The sequence below is a fragment of the Kerstersia gyiorum genome, assembly GCF_048595715.1.
GTDB lineage: Bacteria > Pseudomonadota > Gammaproteobacteria > Burkholderiales > Burkholderiaceae_B > Kerstersia > Kerstersia gyiorum.
Genome location: NZ_CP169556.1, coordinates 254836 through 272142, shown reverse-complemented (window position 1 = coordinate 272142; position 17307 = coordinate 254836). Strand labels below are relative to the sequence as shown.

Here is a 17307-nt window from a genome sequence, read left to right as displayed (position 1 = left end):
CCACAGCGCTAGATCGCCACTGAGGCGACCCGGTTGTGTATCGCCCGCGCCAGGCTGTAGACAGTCTGCGCAGAGGTTTTGGGATTGCTGGCAAGCGGCAGATTGCGCATGCTCAGCTCAAAGCTGCCGAATGCACCCTCGGCCTCGACGGTATGGATGTTGTCGCGCACGCCGGGATCTGCCACCAGGCGCACCTGTGTCGCATCCAGGCCCAGACCAGCCAGCGCCACCGTGGCCGCGACGTTTGCATTGCGCGGATACTGCCTGGCCGCTTCGCGCGCCGTCCCTTCGAAAATCACCTGAGGCTGCGCCAGGCCAGCCAGGTCTGCCAGGTCTGCCACCTGCTCGGCCGGGGTATCGCGCCAGGCCTGGGGCGGCTTGCGGCCGGTGTAACGCACCTGTGCCAGCCCACCCAGGCGCGCTGCCGCCAGCACATCTATGGCGCCGATAGCGCCAGCGACGAATTCAGCCTGCGTGCCGCCAGCCTCGGCTGCCTGTTCGATCTGCTCGACCATGCCGGGCTCGGCCATGGCGCCCATGGACGCCACGATGCAGGGCACGCCGGCGCGCAGGGCCGGCAACACATGCTGCACCACCGCCCCATGGCCTGCCGCCTCGACCACCAGATCGACATCCACCAGCGGCACCTGGCGCATTGCCTGCGCCTGCGGCAGCACGGCCGCCACACGCTCATCCAGCGTGTTGTCAGGCGTAACCACCACCGTTATCCGGGCTGCCGGTTCCTGCTCCAGCAACTCCACCAACGCGCTGCCTATGGCGCCAAAACCGATCAAGGCGATGCGTAGCATATCCATGCGCTCCTGCTCACAGCGTGGCCGGCTGCAGCGCCGGAATCTGGTTCAGCTGGTTGACCGGCGGGCCGGCAAATACCGACTTGAACTGACCGATGGAAAGCATGTCGACTTCCAGCATGAATGGCCCGGGCCGGTTGCCGGCCTCCTGCAGCAGGCCGGGCAATTGCGCCAGGTCCGTCATCCTGGCGTGCGCCAGCCCCATGCTCTGGCACAGCTGCGCATAGTCCGGCGTATGCAGGTCCACATAGCAACGGCGGCTGCCATACTGGGCATCCTGGATATTCTTGATAACGCCATAACCCTTGTCGTTCATCAGCACGATCAGGACATCGCAGGCTTCCTGCACCAGCGTCGCCAATTCACCCAGGTTGAGGATGAAGCCGCCATCACCTGCCAGACAGAGAGTCTTGCGGCCAGACCCGGTAACGGCCGCACCGACCGCCGCGCCAATGGCCATGGGCATGCCCTGACCAATGCCACCACCCGTGGCATGCACGCCCTGGTTGGGTTCGAAGATGCGCAATTCGCGGTTGCCCCAGGTGCTGTTCGACACCGTCACATCGCGGACCCAGTTGAAATTGCGGCCATAGGCCTGCTGCAATTGCGCCACCAGCGCCTGGTAGGGCCCCAGGCCGTCGCGCAAGGCAGCCACGGCTTGCGCCTTGGTGGCCTCGAGATCGTCGATCAAAGCGGCATCAGCGCGCCAGCCACGTTGTTCCAGACGATCGGCCAGGCCTTCCAGCACCAGTCGGGCATCGCCCCAGACAAACAGGTCGTTGGCATAGCAGCGGCCCGCCGCTGCGGCATCGGCATCCACGCGGAACAGCGGCCGGGGCAGTTTCAGCTCATACTTCAGCGTCTCGTTGCTGCGCAGGCGCGAGCCCACCACCAGCATGGCGTCGCAGCGCTGGTAAAAGTCTTCCACCGGTTTCTGCAGGTTGTAGGCTCCCAGGGAACCGCGTTCGTCTTCCGGCACGATGCCCCGGCCCTGCACACTGGCCACCACGCCAAAGCCCAGGCGGCGCAGCCGCTGCACGGCAGCGCCTGCATGGCGCGCACCGCCTCCCAGCCACAGCAACGGCCGGCGCGCCGCCGCCAGTTGGGCCGCCAGCATATCCAGCTGCGCGGCATCCGGCGTGGCGCAGGGCACCGGCAAGGGCGCCAGCGCCAGCTCGTCGGGCATGGGAATCAGGCTTTGCTGCACGTCGATGGGAATTTCGATACTGACCGGGCCGGACGGCGCCGCCAAGGCAAGCTGCACCGCCTTTTTCAGCACGCCCAGCACGTTCTCGGGGCTGTAGGCGCGAAAGGCCGCTTTCGAGACGGCTTCCAGCATCTTCAGCTGCGCGGGCGCCTCGTGGATATAGGACATGCCCCGGTCCAGATAGGGCACTTCGATCTGGCCGGTGATATGCAGCACCGGCGCGCCGGCGGTCAAGGCCTCGACCATGCTGCCTGCGATGTTGCCCGCAGCCGGTCCGGTACTGGTAATGCAGACGCCCAGGCGCGACGTCGAGCGAGCATAGGCATCCGCCATGTTCCCGGCCCCGGCTTCACCACGCGCCGGTACGAAACGCACCACGCCGCGCTGCGCGAACGCATCGAGAATAGGCATGTTGTGGATCGAAATGACGCCGAATGCGGCGCGAACACCGCACTTTTCGAGAAAGGCGGCGACGACTGCACCTACGGTCACCAGCGGTTGTTGGTTATGTTCAGGCATTGCGCGAATGACCTCCAGAAATATCTATGTGACTGCCCGTCGTATAGCTGGACAGGGGAGAAGCAAGAAAAACCACGGCCTGCGCAGCCTCGTCGGGCCGGCCCAGGCGGCCCAGGGGAATATGTTTGGTACGCGCCAGTTCGCGGGTCCAGGCCGTCCAATCGAGTTCAGATTCACTGCGGGCCTCGAAGCGGCGGCGCCACTGGCCGGACTCGATCAGGCCGATAAGGATGCCGTTCACACGTATCCCTTGCGGCGCGAACTCCGTCGCCAGCGAGCGCACCAGATTGAGCAGCCCCGCTCGTGCCGCCGAAGTCGCCACCATGTGCGGCTCAGGCTGGCGCGCCAACAGTGAGTTGGAGCAAACGATGGCGGCGTCACCCAGCTCGCTGGCGCTTTGTGCCAGTTGCGGCAGGAAGGCGCGCGTGGGGTAGATCACGGAAAAGAACTTCAGGTGCAGCTCTTCGCTCCAGGCGGCATCGCCAGTGCTCGCGAAGGTGGAGACGCGCCCCTGCCCGGCGTTGTTGATCAACATGGCGGCGGGCCCCAGCTCACGCTCGACCTGCCCGGCGAAGTCGCCCACGCTGGATTCGTCCAGCACATTGCAGGTCCTGGCCAGCAGGCGGGCATCGGGATGGCGCTGCCGCAGCCCCTGTGCCGCCGCATCGAGCCGCACGGTGTCCCGGCCGCAGATCGCCACAGCGGCGCCACAGGCCAGCAGCAGGTCTGCCGTCGCCAGGCCGATGCCCGAACTGCCGCCGGTCACCACTGCCGTCCTGCCGGCCAGCGCATCATGGCGCCAGCCAGCCTGCCCGGGTGTCCGGGCCAAGGCAGCCGCTGCCGTGGCGATGCCGGTGTCTTGGCGCATGGTCATCATGCAGCTCCTTTCATGATGTACGGCGCCTTGCGGCGCTGCTGTGCCGGTGCGTAGTCGAGCAGGCCCGACAACTCATTGGCCACCTGGCACACGCTGTCGATGAGCATCAGCTTCTGCGCCTGGTCTATCTGCCGCATGCCCAGCGTGACGCCCAGCGCCGCAACGATCTGTCCCTGGTGGTTGTAGACCGGTGCCGCCACGGTGGAGATATGCAATTCGTAGAACCCTTCGGCCGCCACATACCCACGTTCGCGTATCCGCACGGCGGATTCGTACAGCTCATTGACGTCCTTGGGAGTCTGAGGCGAAAACACTTCCAGGCTGTGTTCCGGATACAGTTCCTTGAGCTGCGCCAGCGTCAGGCCACCCAGCAGCACGTGCCCAAGAGCCGTCGCATGCGCAGGCAGACGGGTGCCCACCGAGACGGAGCCGATGAACGGCGTGTTCGAGGTCGTGGTCTTGGCGACATACACGATGTTCTGCCCGTCGCGTACCACCAGATTGGCGGCATGGCCGACCTCATGGCACAGGCGGTTGATCAGCGGCGTGCCCAGTTCGGTCAGGTCCAGGGAGGCCAGGTATTCGAAGCCCAGGCGCAGCACGCCCAGGCCCAGCTTGTATTCCCGGCCATTCTCCGAACGCTCCAGATAGCCCATGTACTCCAGCGTGTTGAGCAGACGGAACACAGTGGAACGCGGCAACTGCAGGCGCTGCGTCAATTCCGGCGCGCCGATCTGGCGCTTCTCGCGGCTGAACTGGCTCAGTATCAGCAGGCCGCGCTCCAGCGCTGGCACGATGTATCGGAGCGCCTCATCGTCCTGGTTGTTGATAGCGGTTTGCTCGTTCATCCGTTGACTCCTTGATCGGGTTGGGCAGGCAGGCCCAGCAATACCTGCGTCAACAGGGCAGCCAGCACTGCCGGCTGCTCCACATAACAGGCGTGCCCGGCGCCCTCGATGGGCTGCAAGGACACGTCCAGTGCGGCCGCCACCTCCGCACAGGCGGCGGGCGGGGTGACAATATCCTCGGTGCCGCACCACACCTGCACGGGCACCGGCCCCTGGGCCACGGCAATACGCCTGCAGTCGGCCAGCAGATCCCCGCCACACAGCAGTTCCACCGCCTGGGCATAGCCCGGCCCCTGCAGGCGTGCCATATTCCAGTACACCCATGCCTGCGCACGGCGGTCTGCGCCAGGCCCCAGCAGGCGCAGGTAGCGGCGCGCCGCCATCGCCGGCATGCCGCCTTCCCGGGTCACTTCGGCCAGACGCTGCTGCCGTACTTCCCGGCCCCGTGCTTCGCGGGCCAGGGCGCCATAGCCCTGCGCCGGGCTGATCAGCACCAACGCACGCGGTCGACAGCCTGGCCAGCGGTGTGCGGTGTAGGCAGCAGCCACCAGAGCGCCCAGCGAGTGCCCCACCAGCACGAAATCGTCAATGGAAAGCGACACCAGCACGCGGTGCAGCGCCTCGGCATAATCCAGTGCCGAGGGCGCGGCGCCGGGCAATGGCGTGGATTCGCCATAGCCAGGCGCATCCCAGGCCAGCACGCGGTGCCGCAGGTTGAAGATGCGCGCCAGTTCCAGCCACGACGCCGCCCCCGAGCCAATGCCGTGCAAACAGACCAGGACAGGCTTGCGGACGTCGCCCGCCACGGTGTCCCGCACGGAAACGACCGTGCCATCCGCCAGGCGGATGTTGAACAGGCCGAACGTGGCTTCCAGGTCCGCGAGTTGCTCGGCGGTAATGGCCGGAGGGGCAGTAAGGATCTCAGTCATGGTGCATGGGCCGATTGCAGGGAAAACACTTCCAGCGGCGCTTACTTGGGCGTCCGCTTGATATGAGCCAGCGGGTGATCCTCGGGATAAGTCGGCGTCACCGGTTTCTTCGCGCCGAGCATCACGCACATCAGCGCGTCCTCGTCGCCGATATTGATTTCTTCGCGGTAGACGCCGGGCGGCACCGAGACCAGGTCACGATCGGTCAGGATGGTTTCGTAGCGTTGGTCGCCCTGCGTAATGACCAGTTTGAGCTTGCCGCGGATGACGAAGAACACTTCCTCGACATCCACGTGGATGTGCGGCGGGCCTTCATGGCCAGCCGGAATCACCATGGTGGAGAAGGTGAAATGCTTGCTGGGCACGGTATTGTTGTCGGTCGAAACACCGGTGCCGCCGGTGCCGACGTAGCGCATCTGCGCACGGCGGTACTTGGGGTCGTAATCCGCCTGGAACTTCAGTGCGTCCCAGTCATAGTTACGGGTCGAGAAACGGGCGATGCGGCTATTGATCCAATCCTCGAACGATGCGCCTTCGGGGCGGGCCCAGCTGGGCTCGTTCTGGATGGACTTATCAGCAACTTCAGACATGGCGGACTCCTGCTTGTGATCAGTGTGGATTGCGGTGGAAATGACGGCGAAGTGCCAGGGGCGCGCGTGCGCCCGTTCTTCAATGCATGACGAAACCGCCGTTGACCGGCAGTACCTGCCCGGTGACGAAACGCGACAGATCGGACAGCGCGAACAGCACCGCGCCGCACACATCGGCAGCTTGCTGCTCGCGCGGCAACGCCCTGCCGTCGAGATACTTCTGATGGCGCGCCTGAGGCACGTACTCCGTGGCTTCGACCAGCGTCAGGCCAGGCGCCACGGCGTTGACGGTGATGCCATCCCCACCCCATTCACGCGCCAGCGCATGCGTCATGGCAGACACAGCGCCCTTGCTGGCGACGTAGGCCAGCAGATTGGGTGCACCCCACAGCGCCGTATCGGAAGACAGGTTGACGATCGCCCCACGGCCGCTGGCCTTGAGCGCCCCATGGCAGGCGCGGCTCATCAGCCAGGTGCCGCGCACGTTTACATCCATCACCTGGTCCCAGGTGGCGACGCTCAGCGCGTGGGCATCCTTGCCGCCGGAATTGGTGATCGCGGCGTTGTTGACCAGGCCGTCCAGCCCGCCCAGGCGCTGCCCCGCTTCTTCGGCGGCGCGCTCCACGCTGGCCGGATCGACCAGATCCAGCGTCACGGTGTGCACCTCTGCGCCGGTGGCGCGCAGCGCCCCGCCCGCCTGTTGCAGCAGCGCTTCGAGCCGGTCGGCCATCACCAGGCTGGCGCCCGCCCTGGCGATGCAATGGGAAAACGCCAGGCCCAGGCCGCGCGCCGCGCCTGTCACCAACACCCGGCGGCCACGCAGCAGGCCGGCAGGAATGGCATCCATCAAAGCCTGCAGGCTGGTGGCATCGACTGCCCCAAGCGACTGCACGTGATCGTTCTGCTTGTCCATGTTGCGCATCCTCCGGGCTCAGTGCGTCGTGACCGAAGCACGCGGCAGGTAATGCAACACCCGCCGTTCCAGCCAGACCACCGCCCAGTAAGCCAACAGCCCAACCAGCGTAAGCGCGGCAATGGCAACGAATACGGCAGCCGTGTTGCCCTGCCCTTCGCCGTCCACCAGCAGATAGCCCAGCCCCTTGTTGCCGCCCACCAGTTCCCCCACCGTGACGCCGATCACTGCCAGCGTCGCGGCAATGCGCAGGCCGGAAAACAGCGAGGGCAAGGCGGACGGAAACTCAACCAGGCGGAAGATCTGCACGCGGCCGGCATTGAGCGTGCGGACCAGATTCACCATATCCGGGTCCACGGTACGAACTGCCGACAGCACATTGATCATGACCGGGAAGAAGACGATCAGGATAGCCACCAGAATCTTGGGATAGATGGTGTAGCCCAGCCACATCACGAAGAGCGGCGCGAAGGCAACCTTGGGCGCAATCTGCAGGGCCAGGATGTAGGGCGACAGGACGGATTCCGCCTTGGGCGACAGGCCCAGCACCACGCCGAACATGATGCCCAGCAGGGACCCCAGCAGAAAGCCCAGCACGACTTCCAGCATGGTGATCCAGAAGTGCGAGACCAGGTCGCTGTTGTGCCACATGTGCACTGCTTCGCTCATGACCCGCGTGAATTTCGGGAACACGTATTCGGGCATGCCGAACAGGCCCGGCCCCCATTGCCACAGTGCCAGGAAAACCAGCAGCACTGCGACACTGCTGAGGTAGGTGGAAAAATCTTTCTTCATTGCGCGATTGCCTTGTGGTTATCTGCTGCGCGGCCGGGCTCAGCGGCTCTCGACGAATTCGTTGGTGTAGAGCTCATCGAGCGGCTGCGCACGCGGCACGATGCCCTGGGCGACATAGAACGCCTGAACTTCTTCCAGGCGCGCCGGGTCCATGCGACCCAACACCTCCTGGTCCGCGTACACGTATTCGCGGTACAGGTCGAAAATGCGTTCGATCATGGCTTCCTGGCCCTGGTACGACGGCACCGCCTGGACATAGGCGACAGCAGCGGCCTTGGGGTCGCGGATGATGTCCGCCATGCCGCGCAACGTAGCCTGCACCAGCTTGCGCACCAGTTCCGGGTTCTCCTTGATGGTCTGCTCGGACGCCAGGATGGCCTGTGCCATGCTCTGGAAGGTTTCATCCTTGGGCAGGATGCGCACCTTGGTGCCGGTCTGCTCGACGTTGGCGATCCAGTCGGGCACGGCTGCCATGGCATCCGCGCGCCCGGCGTTGAACAACTGCCAGACACCGGCAGGCCCGGCGGCCTGGGCATCGACGTCACGACGGCTCAGCCCGGCCTGTTCGAGCGAGCCCAAAAACGCATAGAAAGTCGTGTCGCTGTAGGCCATGACGGTCACCGTCTTGTCCTTGAGATCCTTGACATGCCGGATGTCACCGTCCTCCTTGGCGGCCAGCAGCGTCAGTGAGCCGCTGCCCAGCACCGCCACGGCCTTCACCGGAATCCCATTGGCACGCACGATGATGGGCGTATCGCCGATCGCACCGCCGACCGGCGCGTTGCCCGCGCCCACCTGCTTGGCCACGTCCACACCGCCCCGAGCCGCCACGAACTTGACGTCCAGGCCTTCCTCTTCGTAATAGCCGCGCTGCTTGGCAAGCATCCAGGGCGCGAACGCTGTCAACGTCGCCGGGGCCGGCAGCAGATAGGTCACCTCCTGCAGGGCCTGCGTCTGCGCCCCGGCGGGCGCAGACAGGGCACAGACCAGCGTCAGCGGCGCCAACCATTTGCGTACTGCCGATATGCCGTTCAGATTCATCACATCGTTTCCTAAAGTGGGTGGGACGACAGTTGTGGCGCAAGGCCGCCGCGAGGCAACCGGCCACGCAGATCCTGCTTCAGTGCAATGCTTCCTGCCCGACCTTGAGCAGTTCCATCAGGCGGCCCTGGATCGGTGCGACCTCAGGCATCTTGCGGCGCTGCATCGGATTGTTGCGATGCGGCAGATCCACAATGATTTCTTCGATGATCCGGCCCGGCCGTTCACTCATCACCAGAATCCGGTCCGACAGCGCAATGGCTTCGATCAGGTCGTGGGTAATGAACAGCGCTGTTTTCTTCTCTTCATGCAGGGTGGCGGCCAGGTCCTGCTGCAACACCATCTTGGTCTGCGCATCCAGCGCGGAAAACGGCTCGTCAAGCAGAAGGACTTCGGGGTTGACCGCCAGCGTGCGCGCCAACGCTGCACGCTGGCGCATGCCGCCCGAGAGCTGGTAGGGATAGTGGTTCTCGAAACCACCCAGGTGACAGCGGTTCAGCAGTTCTTCAGCAATGGGACGGCGCCTGGCGCGCGGCACCGAGTCGATCTCCAGACCCAGCTCGACGTTCTCGCAAATCGTGCGCCAGGGCATGAGCAGGTCCTTCTGCAGCATGAACGCCACCTGCCGCACCGGGCCGGTCACCGGCTGGCCGTCGATCAGCACTTGCCCTTCCGTCGGCAGGTACAGGCCCGAGCCCATGTTGAGCAGCGTACTTTTGCCACAGCCCGACGGGCCGATAACCGAAACGACTTCGCCCCGTCCGATCTGCAGGCTCAGGTGCTGCACGGCATACGGAGGTTCGGCCTGCGTGCGCGTCGGAAAACGCTTGGCGACACGATTGAATTCGATATGGTGGTGCATTTCCGCCCTTTGTTTCATCTGTAAAACAACAATTCACCAATGGAATTTGAATAAATTAAATCAACATCCCCATTAGCCCGATATCAGTGAAAACACTGCCTCCGCCGGCAATATCAGCCATGCAAATTCCGTGCCAATTTCCAATAGATGAATCCGTGTCTCACAAACAAATCAATGCATTTCACATATGAAATAACGACGCCAAATAAACGCTTGCATCACAGATGAAAAATGTTTTTTCATTCATGGACTTATTAAATTTGCACCGGCTTAATACAAAAATCTCCAGGACGTTTCATCCTTGCATCAGAATGGTGCAACGCATCACATCCACATTCATTGCGTCAATTCGAAAACCGATCCAAAAACATCTGCATCATTTAATTAAGAAATTTCAAAATCAAATCAAATGTGAAAGCAATCCGAACGGCTGCATGGCAGGAATCATGGCGAATCCCATCAAGCCATCCATGACCAGATACAACGCCTGCCCAGCCAGCCGCAGCCCTGGATCGCCTTGGCCCCGACTGACGCCTTCCCCAATGCCCTGCCACCCGGGCCGCCCTAACCACCGTCTGCCCCAGGTCACGCCCCAAGGACGCCGCCATGGGGCCGAATCCCCTGGCGGGCGCGATACAATGCCGCGCAGATGGTCTGCACCGCTGCAGCCGAACCGCTACCGAACGAGACCCGATCGCCATGTCTGATTCCCCTTCCATTACCGCCGCGCAACTGCCTTCGGATATCAAGGCCGAGGTACTGTCCGAGGCCCTGCCCTATATCCGCCGCTTCCACGGCAAAACCATCGTGGTCAAGTACGGCGGCAATGCCATGACCGAGGAACGTCTGCAGCGCAGCTTTGCCCACGATGTGGTGCTGCTGAAACTGGTCGGCCTGAACCCCATCGTCGTGCACGGCGGCGGCCCGCAGATCGACAATGCACTGCAACGCCTGGGCAAGCAGGGCAAGTTCATCCAGGGCATGCGCGTGACCGACGAAGAAACCATGGAAGTGGTGGAGTGGGTGCTGGGCGGCCAGGTGCAGCAGGACATCGTGATGATGATCAATGCTGCCGGCGGCAAGGCCGTGGGCCTGACGGGCAAGGATGGCGGTCTGATCCAGGCCACGCACAAACTGATGGACGACCGCGAGCATCCGGGCGAGAAAATTGACCTGGGCTTTGTCGGCGATATCGCGCGCATCGAACCCGCCGTAGTCAAGGCGCTGCAGGACGATCAGTTCATCCCGGTGATTTCGTCAATCGGCTACGGCGAAGACGGCAATGCCTACAACATCAACGCCGATGTGGTGGCAGGCAAAATGGCAGAAGTGCTGGGCGCCGAAAAGCTGGTGATGATGACCAACACCCCGGGCGTGCTGGACAAGGACGGCAAGCTGCTGACGCGCCTATCGGCCGCGACGATCGACGCCATGTTCGATGACGGCACGATTTCCGGCGGCATGCTGCCCAAGATTTCCTCGGCGCTGGATGCCGCGCGCAACGGCGTAAATTCGGTACACGTGGTGGACGGCCGCGTGCCGCACTGCCTGTTGCTGGAAATCCTGACGGACAAGGGTGTGGGAACGATGATCCAAGGCGCCTGAACCTGCCCCTGTCGTGCATCACAGGCGAAGCGTCCCATGCGGCGCTTCGCGCCATGAATGCCAACGCCCATCCCGGCTCGGAATGGGCGTTTTTTTATCCAGGACGTCGATACCGAGCGCGGTATGGGCGGCAGCCCGGCGGAAATTGAGGCAGACGCAATGAGCCGGCGTCAGCCGTGCCGCGTGCCACAGACAGGGCAGCCCGGGTCACGCACGACCTTGACGCTGCGCCACTGCATGCCCAGCGCCTCCAGGCGCAAGAGCCTGCCTGTCAGCGGTTGGCCTATCCCTGCCAATACCTTGAGCCCCTCGGCCGCCTGCATGGCGCCTATGATGCCCACGACCGGCCCGAAGACCCCCGAGGTCGCACAGGTCATGGTGTCCGGCTCATCGGATTCCGGGAACAGGCAGTGATAACAGGGTGAACTTTCCTGGCGGGTATCGAAAACGCTCACCTGCCCGTCGAAGCGTATCCCGGCTCCCATGACCAGCGGTTTCCCCAAGCGCACGCAGACCCGGTTGATGGCGTGGCGCGTCTCGAAATTATCGGTGCAGTCCAGCACGATATCCGCGTCCGCCGCCAGCCGCTCCAGCCCGGCCTCGTCCAGGCGTTGGCAGACGGCCTCGACCTGTACCTCGGGATTCAGGCGCGCCAGCGCCTGACGGCCGGACTCGGCCTTGTAGGCGCCCACGGTTCCTGTGTCGTGCAGCACCTGGCGTTGCAGATTGCTGAGTTCCACGCGATCATCATCCACCAGGATGAGACGGCCGACGCCAGCCGCCGCCAGATACAACGCGGCAGGCGAACCCAGGCCGCCTGCCCCGACCATCAGCACCGTGCTTTCCAGCCAGCGCTGCTGAGCTTCTATGCCCGCCTCATCCAGCAGGATGTGGCGGGCATAGCGCAACAACTGGTCGTCATTCATGACTGCAGGTCGTTCATTTCTTGCTGGATTCGACGCCATCGACAGTGATGCGCTGGCGTGCGGCAGGCGCCGCCTCGACCACCGTCGTGCCGCCCGGACCGCCGGTTTCGACAGGCCGGCCCTGCAGCAGGTTGATCGCCTGGCGCAGTTGGAAGTCGTCGTCACCACCAAACTCGAACATCTTGAAGTCCTTCAACTGCTCCTTGTCGATTTCATTGGAGCGGACTTCCTCTTCCGGCGTCTGCTTGTTCGACAGGTGGCGCTGCAGGTCGGCTTCGCGCGGCAGGCGGAACAGATCGCCCTTTTCGGTATCGGACACCACGATATCCGGCTCGATGCCCTTGGCCTGGATAGAACTGCCGTTGGGCGTGTAGTAGCGTGAGGTCGTGAGCTTGATGCCAGTGTTCTCGGACAGCGGCAGGATGACCTGCACCGAGCCCTTGCCGAAGGTGCGGTTGCCCATGACCTTGGCGCGGCCATGATCCTGCAGCGCGCCGGCCACGATTTCCGAAGCCGAGGCCGAGCCCGCGTTCACCAACACAACCAGCGGCACCGTCTTGGCCCATTCAGGCAGATCGCGCATGTAGTTGCTTTCGCCACGCGCGAAATCCACCGGGTTGGCCAGATAGCGATGACGCGATTCCGGGGCACGTCCGTCGGTGGAAACCACCAGCACGTCCGGCGGCAGGAATGCGGCGGACACGCCGATGGCGCCGGTCAGCAGGCCGCCCGGGTCATTGCGCAGGTCAAGCACCACGCCCTTGGGCACGCCGTCGCGGCCAAGTTCGCGCAGGTGCTGTACCAGGTCGGCGCCAGTGCGCTCCTGGAATTGCGACACACGCACGTAGCCGTAGCCGTCATCCAGCATCTTGCTGCGCACGCTGCGCACCTTGATGACGTCGCGCACGATGTCGATGACAATGGGCTGGTCCACACCGTCGCGCACGATGGTCAGGCGGATCGGGGTCTTGGGCGCGCCGCGCATGAGCTTGACCGCATCCGTCAGCGTCATGCCTTTGGTCGGCGTGTCGTCGATCTTGATGATCAGGTCGCCGGCCAACACGCCGCCGCGCGCGGCAGGAGTGTCTTCGATGGGCGAAATGACCTTGACGAAACCGTCCTCGGCGCCGACTTCGATGCCCAGCCCGCCGAATTCACCCTGGGTGGCGGTCTGCATGTCCTCGAAGGCTTCCGCATCCAGGTAGGCCGAATGCGGGTCCAGGCTCGACAACATGCCGGAAATGGCGCCGTTGATGAGATTGGTATCGGTGACGGGCTCGACGTAATTGTTCTTGATGGCGCCAAAGACGCTGGTGAACTGGCGCAGTTCATCAAGAGGCAGCGGCGTGCCGCTGCGCTCTGCCACCGCGCTGATCCCGATACTGGTCAATACGCCAGCCACAGCGCCCAAGGCAACCAGGCCGAAACTCCGCGTTTTACGAGTGCTCATGCACATTCCCGTATGAAGGCCGGCAGTGAAAACGCCGGCGATAAATTGCCGCCTTGCCAGAACACCGCGCCGCCGGATTCAACGCGCCATGAAGCGCGCCGGATCGACAGGCGTCCCACGATGCCTGACCTCGAAGTATAGGCCCGAATCCACCTGTCCGCCTGTCGCTCCAGCCAGCGCAATGGCTTCCTGGCGGGCCACTGCATCACCAACCTGTTTCAGCAGGCTCTGGTTGTGGGCATAAACAGACAGGTAATCCTTGCCGTGATCCACGATGATGATGTTACCGAAACCACGCAGCCAATTCGCGTAGACCACCGTGCCTGATTCGATGACGCGCACCGGCGTCCCCTCCGGCGCTGCGATCAATTGACCCCGCCAGGCTCCGCCATCGGGTTTCTGCGTGCCATAACGGGCCAACACCTGTCCCGTCAGCGGCGCCTTCAAACCCGTGCGCAAGCCATTGCTCAAACCCGCCTGCCCCTGCCCGCCCGGCACCACGGAGACTCGCGGCGCGGGTGAAGTTGGCGGTGCTTGCGCGACAGACACTTCGACCGGCGCGGACGCGGGCGGTTCCACCGGACTCACATCTACGGTTTCGACCGGTTCCTGGCGCGCCAGTTCCGTCGGCGCCGGGGTCGATTCCGGCGCGCCCAGGCGCGGCCCTTCAACCTGACGCAACGAAGATACCGGCCCGCCTTGCGACGTGGCATCACGAGCGGCCAATACACGTTCGCGTTCCTGTTCACGCGCACGTGCCGCCGCCGCACGATCAGCCGCGACTTTTTCGGCAGCGGCCTGCTGGGCCGCTGCACGTGCCGCCGCCAGGCGCGCCTGGCGTTCGGCTTCGGCCTTGGCCCGGGCCTGACGCAATTCTTCCTGACGCCGCAGCTCCGCCTGGCGACGCACTTCCGCCGCACGCCTGGCGGCCTCTAGCTGCTTGCCCAGGTCATCGACCAACTGGCCCAAGCGCTCATCGTCGCGGCTCAGGCGGCTGGCTTCGACGCGCTGGGCGCGTATACGGTCTTCCAGGCGGGCCAGTACGGCCGCCCGCTCTCGCTGCTGGACCTCGCGCTGGCGCCGCTGCGCCTCGGCATCCTGATTCAACGCCGCCAGCCGCTCGCTGCCGGCGCGCTGCTCGGCCTGCAGGGCTTCCAGGCGACTGACTTCCGCATCCAGGCCGCGCACGGTTTGCGCGCGCGCCTGGGCGACATAATCCAGATAGGCCAAATTGCGGCCATTGTCCTGTGGGTCGCCTCCCGACAGCCAGATGCTCCAGGGCGACAATTCATTGACATACTGTTCGTGCAATTGCTGCGCCAGGATCTCGCGGCGCTGCGCGAGATCCTGCTGCACGGCCGCGACCTCGCTTTCCAGCCGTGCCAGTTCAGCCTGCTGCTGACGCTCCTGCGCCGCCAGTTCGTGCAGGCGCCGTGTGCTTTCGGACAGCGCCTGTTCCGACTGGCGCAGCGCATCCGCCGCTTCCTTGCGTTCGCTTTCGCGCAGTTCCAATTCTTGCTGCACGGTGCGGATGCGTTGCTGCAGTTCCTTGCGGCGCTCCTGAGCCTCACGCTGGCTGTCGCTCACCTGCTGCGCATCCGGCGCTGCGCCGGCCAGCGGCGGCGCCAACAGCGCCAACCAGAGCAGGCACAACCGGCACAGCACGCCCGGACGGAGATTCATGATCGACAGCCTCTGTGAGTGCCAGCCTTACTTGCCGGCCTTGCCTTGCGCAGCCACTGCCGCCACGGCCGCAGCGATGGCTTCCGGATCGCCCAGGTAGTAATGGCGGATCGGGCGCAGGTTTTCGTCCAGTTCGTAGACCAGCGGCTGGCCGGTGGGAATATTCAGGTTGACGATTTCCTCTTCGGATACGTCGTCCAGGTACTTGATCAGTGCGCGCAGGCTATTGCCGTGCGCGGCAACCAGCACCTTGCGGCCGGCCCGGATAGCCGGCGCAATGGATTCGTTCCAGAACGGCACGACACGTTCCACCGTATCCTTCAGGCATTCAGTGGCCGGCAGGTTTTCCGCAGCAACGCGGGCATAGCGCGGATCGAAACGGGGATGGCGCGGGTCGTCGAGATCCAGCGGATTCGGTGCAATGGCATAGGCACGGCGCCAGACCAGCACTTGCTCGTCACCATACTGGGCGGCGGTTTCCGCCTTATTCAAGCCCTGCAGAGCGCCGTAGTGACGCTCATTGAGGCGCCAGCTCAGGCCCAGCGGCACGTACATGGCATCCATCGCATCCAGCGCGATCCAGGCGGTGCGGATGGCGCGCTTGAGCACCGACGAAAACGCGACGTCGAAGGTGTAGCCTTCGCGCTTGAGCAGCTCGCCGGCCTGCCGCGCCTGTTCGCGGCCGGTTTCCGTGAGGTCGACATCGGTCCAGCCGGTGAAGCGGTTTTCAAGGTTCCACTGGCTTTCGCCGTGACGCATCAGCACTAATTTATACATGGCGGGCTTTCAAAAAGAGTTGTAGAACCCGGCCATTTTAATGGCTTCGGCAGCGCTTGGCGGGCCCAGACACGTTCTGACGCCATTCGTGCTGCCATTCGCCATGACGGCAGCACTGCCGGCACGGCCCGACTGCGGTAATATCTGCTATTCAGATCAATCCGGGCCGCATCCCTGCCGCCCGCGCCAGCCCGCAGGAAATACGAAGTGGACTTCATTTATTCGCCTGAAAATCTCATGCTCATCGCCGTGGTGCTGCTGTCCGGCATCATGCTCGCGTGGCCAGCCATCACACGCAGCCGCATGGGCACCAGCCTGGTGCCTGCCGCTGCCGTCCAGTACATCAACCACAAGAACGCGCTGGTCATCGACGTGCGCGCCAGCGAAGCCTTCCAGAAAGGCCACATCGCCCAGGCCCGCCACATCGGCGCCGACGAAGTCGAGCAGAAGGCCGACGCCCTGCCGAAGAACCGGCCACTGCTGGTCGTCAGCGAAACCGGGCGCGACACGGCCCGCGTCATCGCCACGCTGAAGGCCAAGGGCCACGCCGAAGTCGCCAACCTGGAAGGTGGGCTGCGTGCCTGGAACCAGGCAGGCATGCCGCTGGCCAGCGGCAAACGCTGAGCATCCCGGGAGGTCTCGCCATGAATTCCGTACGCATGTATTGCACGGCAGTCTGTCCGTACTGTGTCCGTGCCGAAATGCTGCTGCGCCAGCGCGGTGTGGAGCAGATCGAAAAAATCCGCATCGACACCGACCCGTCACAGCGGGATGTCATGATCGCGGCCACAGGCCGGCGTACCGTGCCGCAGATCTACATCGGCGACACGCACGTGGGCGGCTTCGACGACCTGGCCGCGCTGGACCGCGCGGGCGGGCTGCAAGCGCTGCTCGCCGGCTGATCCCGGCGGCCTGAAACCCATTCTCTTATCGCAACCATTTTTCGCAGGAAGCACCATGTCCGACCAGGAACAACAAGCCAACGGCCAAGCCGCACCGTCCTTCAGCATGCAGCGCGTCTATCTCAAGGACCTGTCGGTCGAGATGCCCAACGCGCCGCAGATCTTCCTGGAACAGGAAGGCCCGAAGGTGGAAGTCAGCATCAACGTCGGTGGCCAGCGTCTGGCAGAAACCGTGTTCGAATCCACCGTGACCGCCACCGTCACCACGCGCATCAACGACAAGGTGCTGTACCTGGTTGAAGGCACGCAAGCCGGTATCTTCGAACTGGCCAATATTCCCGGCGAACAAATGGACCCGCTGCTGGGCATCGTCTGCCCGACCATGCTGTACCCCTACCTGCGCGCCAACATCGCCGACGCGATTACCCGTACCTCGCTGCCCACGCTGCACCTGGCCGAAGTCAACTTCCAGGCGCTATACGAACAGCGTATCGCCGAACTGCAGAAGCAGCAGGTGGAACAGGCCGACAGCGGCATCATCCTGCCCCCGGGCGCCACGCGTCAGTAAGCC

18 protein-coding genes are annotated in these 17307 nt (G+C 64.0%); 4 read left to right on the top strand and 14 right to left on the bottom strand.

From position 1 onward, the window contains the following. Positions 1 to 8: 8 nt before the first annotated feature. The 10 genes from ACEW7X_RS01160 to ACEW7X_RS01115 form a co-directional block, all read right to left on the bottom strand. The gene (locus tag ACEW7X_RS01160; protein ID WP_420177941.1) at positions 9 to 809 is read right to left on the bottom strand and encodes an aspartate dehydrogenase; all 801 of its coding nucleotides are present in this window, start codon (positions 807 to 809) and stop codon (positions 9 to 11) included. 16 nt (positions 810 to 825) lie between these two features. Beyond that, positions 826 to 2538, bottom strand: coding sequence for a thiamine pyrophosphate-binding protein (locus ACEW7X_RS01155; RefSeq protein WP_068371496.1), 1713 nt, complete (start codon positions 2536 to 2538; stop codon positions 826 to 828). Next, on the bottom strand, positions 2531 to 3415 hold the full coding sequence (locus ACEW7X_RS01150; RefSeq protein WP_242611505.1) for an SDR family oxidoreductase: 885 nt from the start codon (positions 3413 to 3415) through the stop codon (positions 2531 to 2533). Before ACEW7X_RS01150 ends, ACEW7X_RS01155 begins: the two co-directional genes overlap by 8 nt. Beyond that, positions 3412 to 4263 (bottom strand): IclR family transcriptional regulator, encoded by an 852-nt coding sequence (locus ACEW7X_RS01145; RefSeq protein ID WP_068371498.1) that lies wholly within the window; start codon positions 4261 to 4263, stop codon positions 3412 to 3414. Before ACEW7X_RS01145 ends, ACEW7X_RS01150 begins: the two co-directional genes overlap by 4 nt. Further along, positions 4260 to 5192 carry an alpha/beta fold hydrolase gene (locus ACEW7X_RS01140; protein ID WP_127772990.1) on the bottom strand — a complete coding sequence of 311 codons (933 nt, stop codon included), beginning with the start codon at positions 5190 to 5192 and terminating at the stop codon, positions 4260 to 4262. The genes ACEW7X_RS01145 and ACEW7X_RS01140 overlap by 4 nt, the downstream gene beginning before the upstream one ends. 41 nt (positions 5193 to 5233) lie before the next feature. Continuing rightward, entirely contained in the window at positions 5234 to 5782 is a 549-nt protein-coding gene (locus ACEW7X_RS01135) for a cupin domain-containing protein (RefSeq protein ID WP_420177505.1), read from the bottom strand. Between the two features lie 79 nt (positions 5783 to 5861). Continuing rightward, positions 5862 to 6629, bottom strand: coding sequence for an SDR family oxidoreductase (locus tag ACEW7X_RS01130; RefSeq protein WP_068371642.1), 768 nt, complete (start codon positions 6627 to 6629; stop codon positions 5862 to 5864). A gap of 84 nt (positions 6630 to 6713) precedes the next feature. Beyond that, entirely contained in the window at positions 6714 to 7490 is a 777-nt protein-coding gene (locus ACEW7X_RS01125; RefSeq protein ID WP_068371507.1) for an ABC transporter permease, read from the bottom strand. A gap of 39 nt (positions 7491 to 7529) precedes the next feature. Then, positions 7530 to 8531, bottom strand: a complete 1002-nt coding sequence (locus tag ACEW7X_RS01120; protein ID WP_068371510.1) for an ABC transporter substrate-binding protein — start codon at positions 8529 to 8531, stop codon at positions 7530 to 7532. A 79-nt stretch (positions 8532 to 8610) separates the two neighbouring features. Further along, positions 8611 to 9393, bottom strand: a complete 783-nt coding sequence (locus tag ACEW7X_RS01115; protein WP_083969606.1) for an ABC transporter ATP-binding protein — start codon at positions 9391 to 9393, stop codon at positions 8611 to 8613. A gap of 699 nt (positions 9394 to 10092) precedes the next feature. On the opposite strand from ACEW7X_RS01115, the gene argB reads away from it, so the two are divergent. Further along, positions 10093 to 10998, top strand: coding sequence for an acetylglutamate kinase (gene argB, locus ACEW7X_RS01110; RefSeq protein ID WP_068371515.1), 906 nt, complete (start codon positions 10093 to 10095; stop codon positions 10996 to 10998). 170 nt (positions 10999 to 11168) lie between these two features. On the opposite strand, the gene ACEW7X_RS01105 is transcribed toward argB, so the two are convergent. The 4 genes from ACEW7X_RS01105 to gpmA form a co-directional block, all read right to left on the bottom strand. After that, positions 11169 to 11924 (bottom strand): HesA/MoeB/ThiF family protein, encoded by a 756-nt coding sequence (locus ACEW7X_RS01105; protein WP_253597074.1) that lies wholly within the window; start codon positions 11922 to 11924, stop codon positions 11169 to 11171. Positions 11925 to 11937: 13 nt separating this feature from the next. After that, a complete protein-coding gene (locus tag ACEW7X_RS01100; RefSeq protein ID WP_278859802.1) occupies positions 11938 to 13374 on the bottom strand; it encodes a S41 family peptidase in 1437 nt (478 codons plus the stop codon). Positions 13375 to 13452: 78 nt separating this feature from the next. Then, positions 13453 to 15057, bottom strand: coding sequence for a murein hydrolase activator EnvC family protein (locus ACEW7X_RS01095; protein ID WP_420177504.1), 1605 nt, complete (start codon positions 15055 to 15057; stop codon positions 13453 to 13455). A gap of 27 nt (positions 15058 to 15084) precedes the next feature. Beyond that, positions 15085 to 15834, bottom strand: a complete 750-nt coding sequence (gene gpmA / locus ACEW7X_RS01090) for a 2,3-diphosphoglycerate-dependent phosphoglycerate mutase (RefSeq protein ID WP_068371524.1) — start codon at positions 15832 to 15834, stop codon at positions 15085 to 15087. Between the two features lie 207 nt (positions 15835 to 16041). Here gpmA and ACEW7X_RS01085 point away from each other — a divergent pair, with 207 nt between their 5' ends. From ACEW7X_RS01085 to secB, 3 genes are read left to right on the top strand one after another with little or no spacing between them, the layout of a single operon-like run. After that, positions 16042 to 16458 (top strand): rhodanese-like domain-containing protein, encoded by a 417-nt coding sequence (locus ACEW7X_RS01085; protein WP_238591384.1) that lies wholly within the window; start codon positions 16042 to 16044, stop codon positions 16456 to 16458. A gap of 20 nt (positions 16459 to 16478) precedes the next feature. Then, positions 16479 to 16736, top strand: a complete 258-nt coding sequence (grxC, locus tag ACEW7X_RS01080; RefSeq protein WP_068371526.1) for a glutaredoxin 3 — start codon at positions 16479 to 16481, stop codon at positions 16734 to 16736. Positions 16737 to 16791: 55 nt separating this feature from the next. Then, the gene (gene secB / locus ACEW7X_RS01075; RefSeq protein WP_068371528.1) at positions 16792 to 17304 is read left to right on the top strand and encodes a protein-export chaperone SecB; all 513 of its coding nucleotides are present in this window, start codon (positions 16792 to 16794) and stop codon (positions 17302 to 17304) included. Positions 17305 to 17307: the final 3 nt, after the last annotated feature.

Excerpts from the sequence above, each read along its gene's own strand:
- ACEW7X_RS01160 (WP_420177941.1), bottom strand. The coding sequence starts at position 809 with ATGCTACGCATCGCCTTGATCGGTTTTGGCGCCATAGGCAGCGCGTTG.
- ACEW7X_RS01155 (WP_068371496.1), bottom strand. The coding sequence starts at position 2,538 with ATGCCTGAACATAACCAACAACCGCTGGTGACCGTAGGTGCAGTCGTC.
- ACEW7X_RS01150 (WP_242611505.1), bottom strand. The coding sequence starts at position 3,415 with ATGATGACCATGCGCCAAGACACCGGCATCGCCACGGCAGCGGCTGCC.
- ACEW7X_RS01145 (WP_068371498.1), bottom strand. The coding sequence starts at position 4,263 with ATGAACGAGCAAACCGCTATCAACAACCAGGACGATGAGGCGCTCCGA.
- ACEW7X_RS01140 (WP_127772990.1), bottom strand. The coding sequence starts at position 5,192 with ATGACTGAGATCCTTACTGCCCCTCCGGCCATTACCGCCGAGCAACTC.
- ACEW7X_RS01135 (WP_420177505.1), bottom strand. The coding sequence starts at position 5,782 with ATGTCTGAAGTTGCTGATAAGTCCATCCAGAACGAGCCCAGCTGGGCC.
- ACEW7X_RS01130 (WP_068371642.1), bottom strand. The coding sequence starts at position 6,629 with ATGGATGCCATTCCTGCCGGCCTGCTGCGTGGCCGCCGGGTGTTGGTG.
- ACEW7X_RS01125 (WP_068371507.1), bottom strand. The coding sequence starts at position 7,490 with ATGAAGAAAGATTTTTCCACCTACCTCAGCAGTGTCGCAGTGCTGCTG.
- ACEW7X_RS01120 (WP_068371510.1), bottom strand. The coding sequence starts at position 8,531 with ATGAATCTGAACGGCATATCGGCAGTACGCAAATGGTTGGCGCCGCTG.
- ACEW7X_RS01115 (WP_083969606.1), bottom strand. The coding sequence starts at position 9,393 with ATGCACCACCATATCGAATTCAATCGTGTCGCCAAGCGTTTTCCGACG.
- argB (WP_068371515.1), top strand. The coding sequence starts at position 10,093 with ATGTCTGATTCCCCTTCCATTACCGCCGCGCAACTGCCTTCGGATATC.
- ACEW7X_RS01105 (WP_253597074.1), bottom strand. The coding sequence starts at position 11,924 with ATGAATGACGACCAGTTGTTGCGCTATGCCCGCCACATCCTGCTGGAT.
- ACEW7X_RS01100 (WP_278859802.1), bottom strand. The coding sequence starts at position 13,374 with ATGAGCACTCGTAAAACGCGGAGTTTCGGCCTGGTTGCCTTGGGCGCT.
- ACEW7X_RS01095 (WP_420177504.1), bottom strand. The coding sequence starts at position 15,057 with ATGAATCTCCGTCCGGGCGTGCTGTGCCGGTTGTGCCTGCTCTGGTTG.
- gpmA (WP_068371524.1), bottom strand. The coding sequence starts at position 15,834 with ATGTATAAATTAGTGCTGATGCGTCACGGCGAAAGCCAGTGGAACCTT.
- grxC (WP_068371526.1), top strand. The coding sequence starts at position 16,479 with ATGAATTCCGTACGCATGTATTGCACGGCAGTCTGTCCGTACTGTGTC.
- secB (WP_068371528.1), top strand. The coding sequence starts at position 16,792 with ATGTCCGACCAGGAACAACAAGCCAACGGCCAAGCCGCACCGTCCTTC.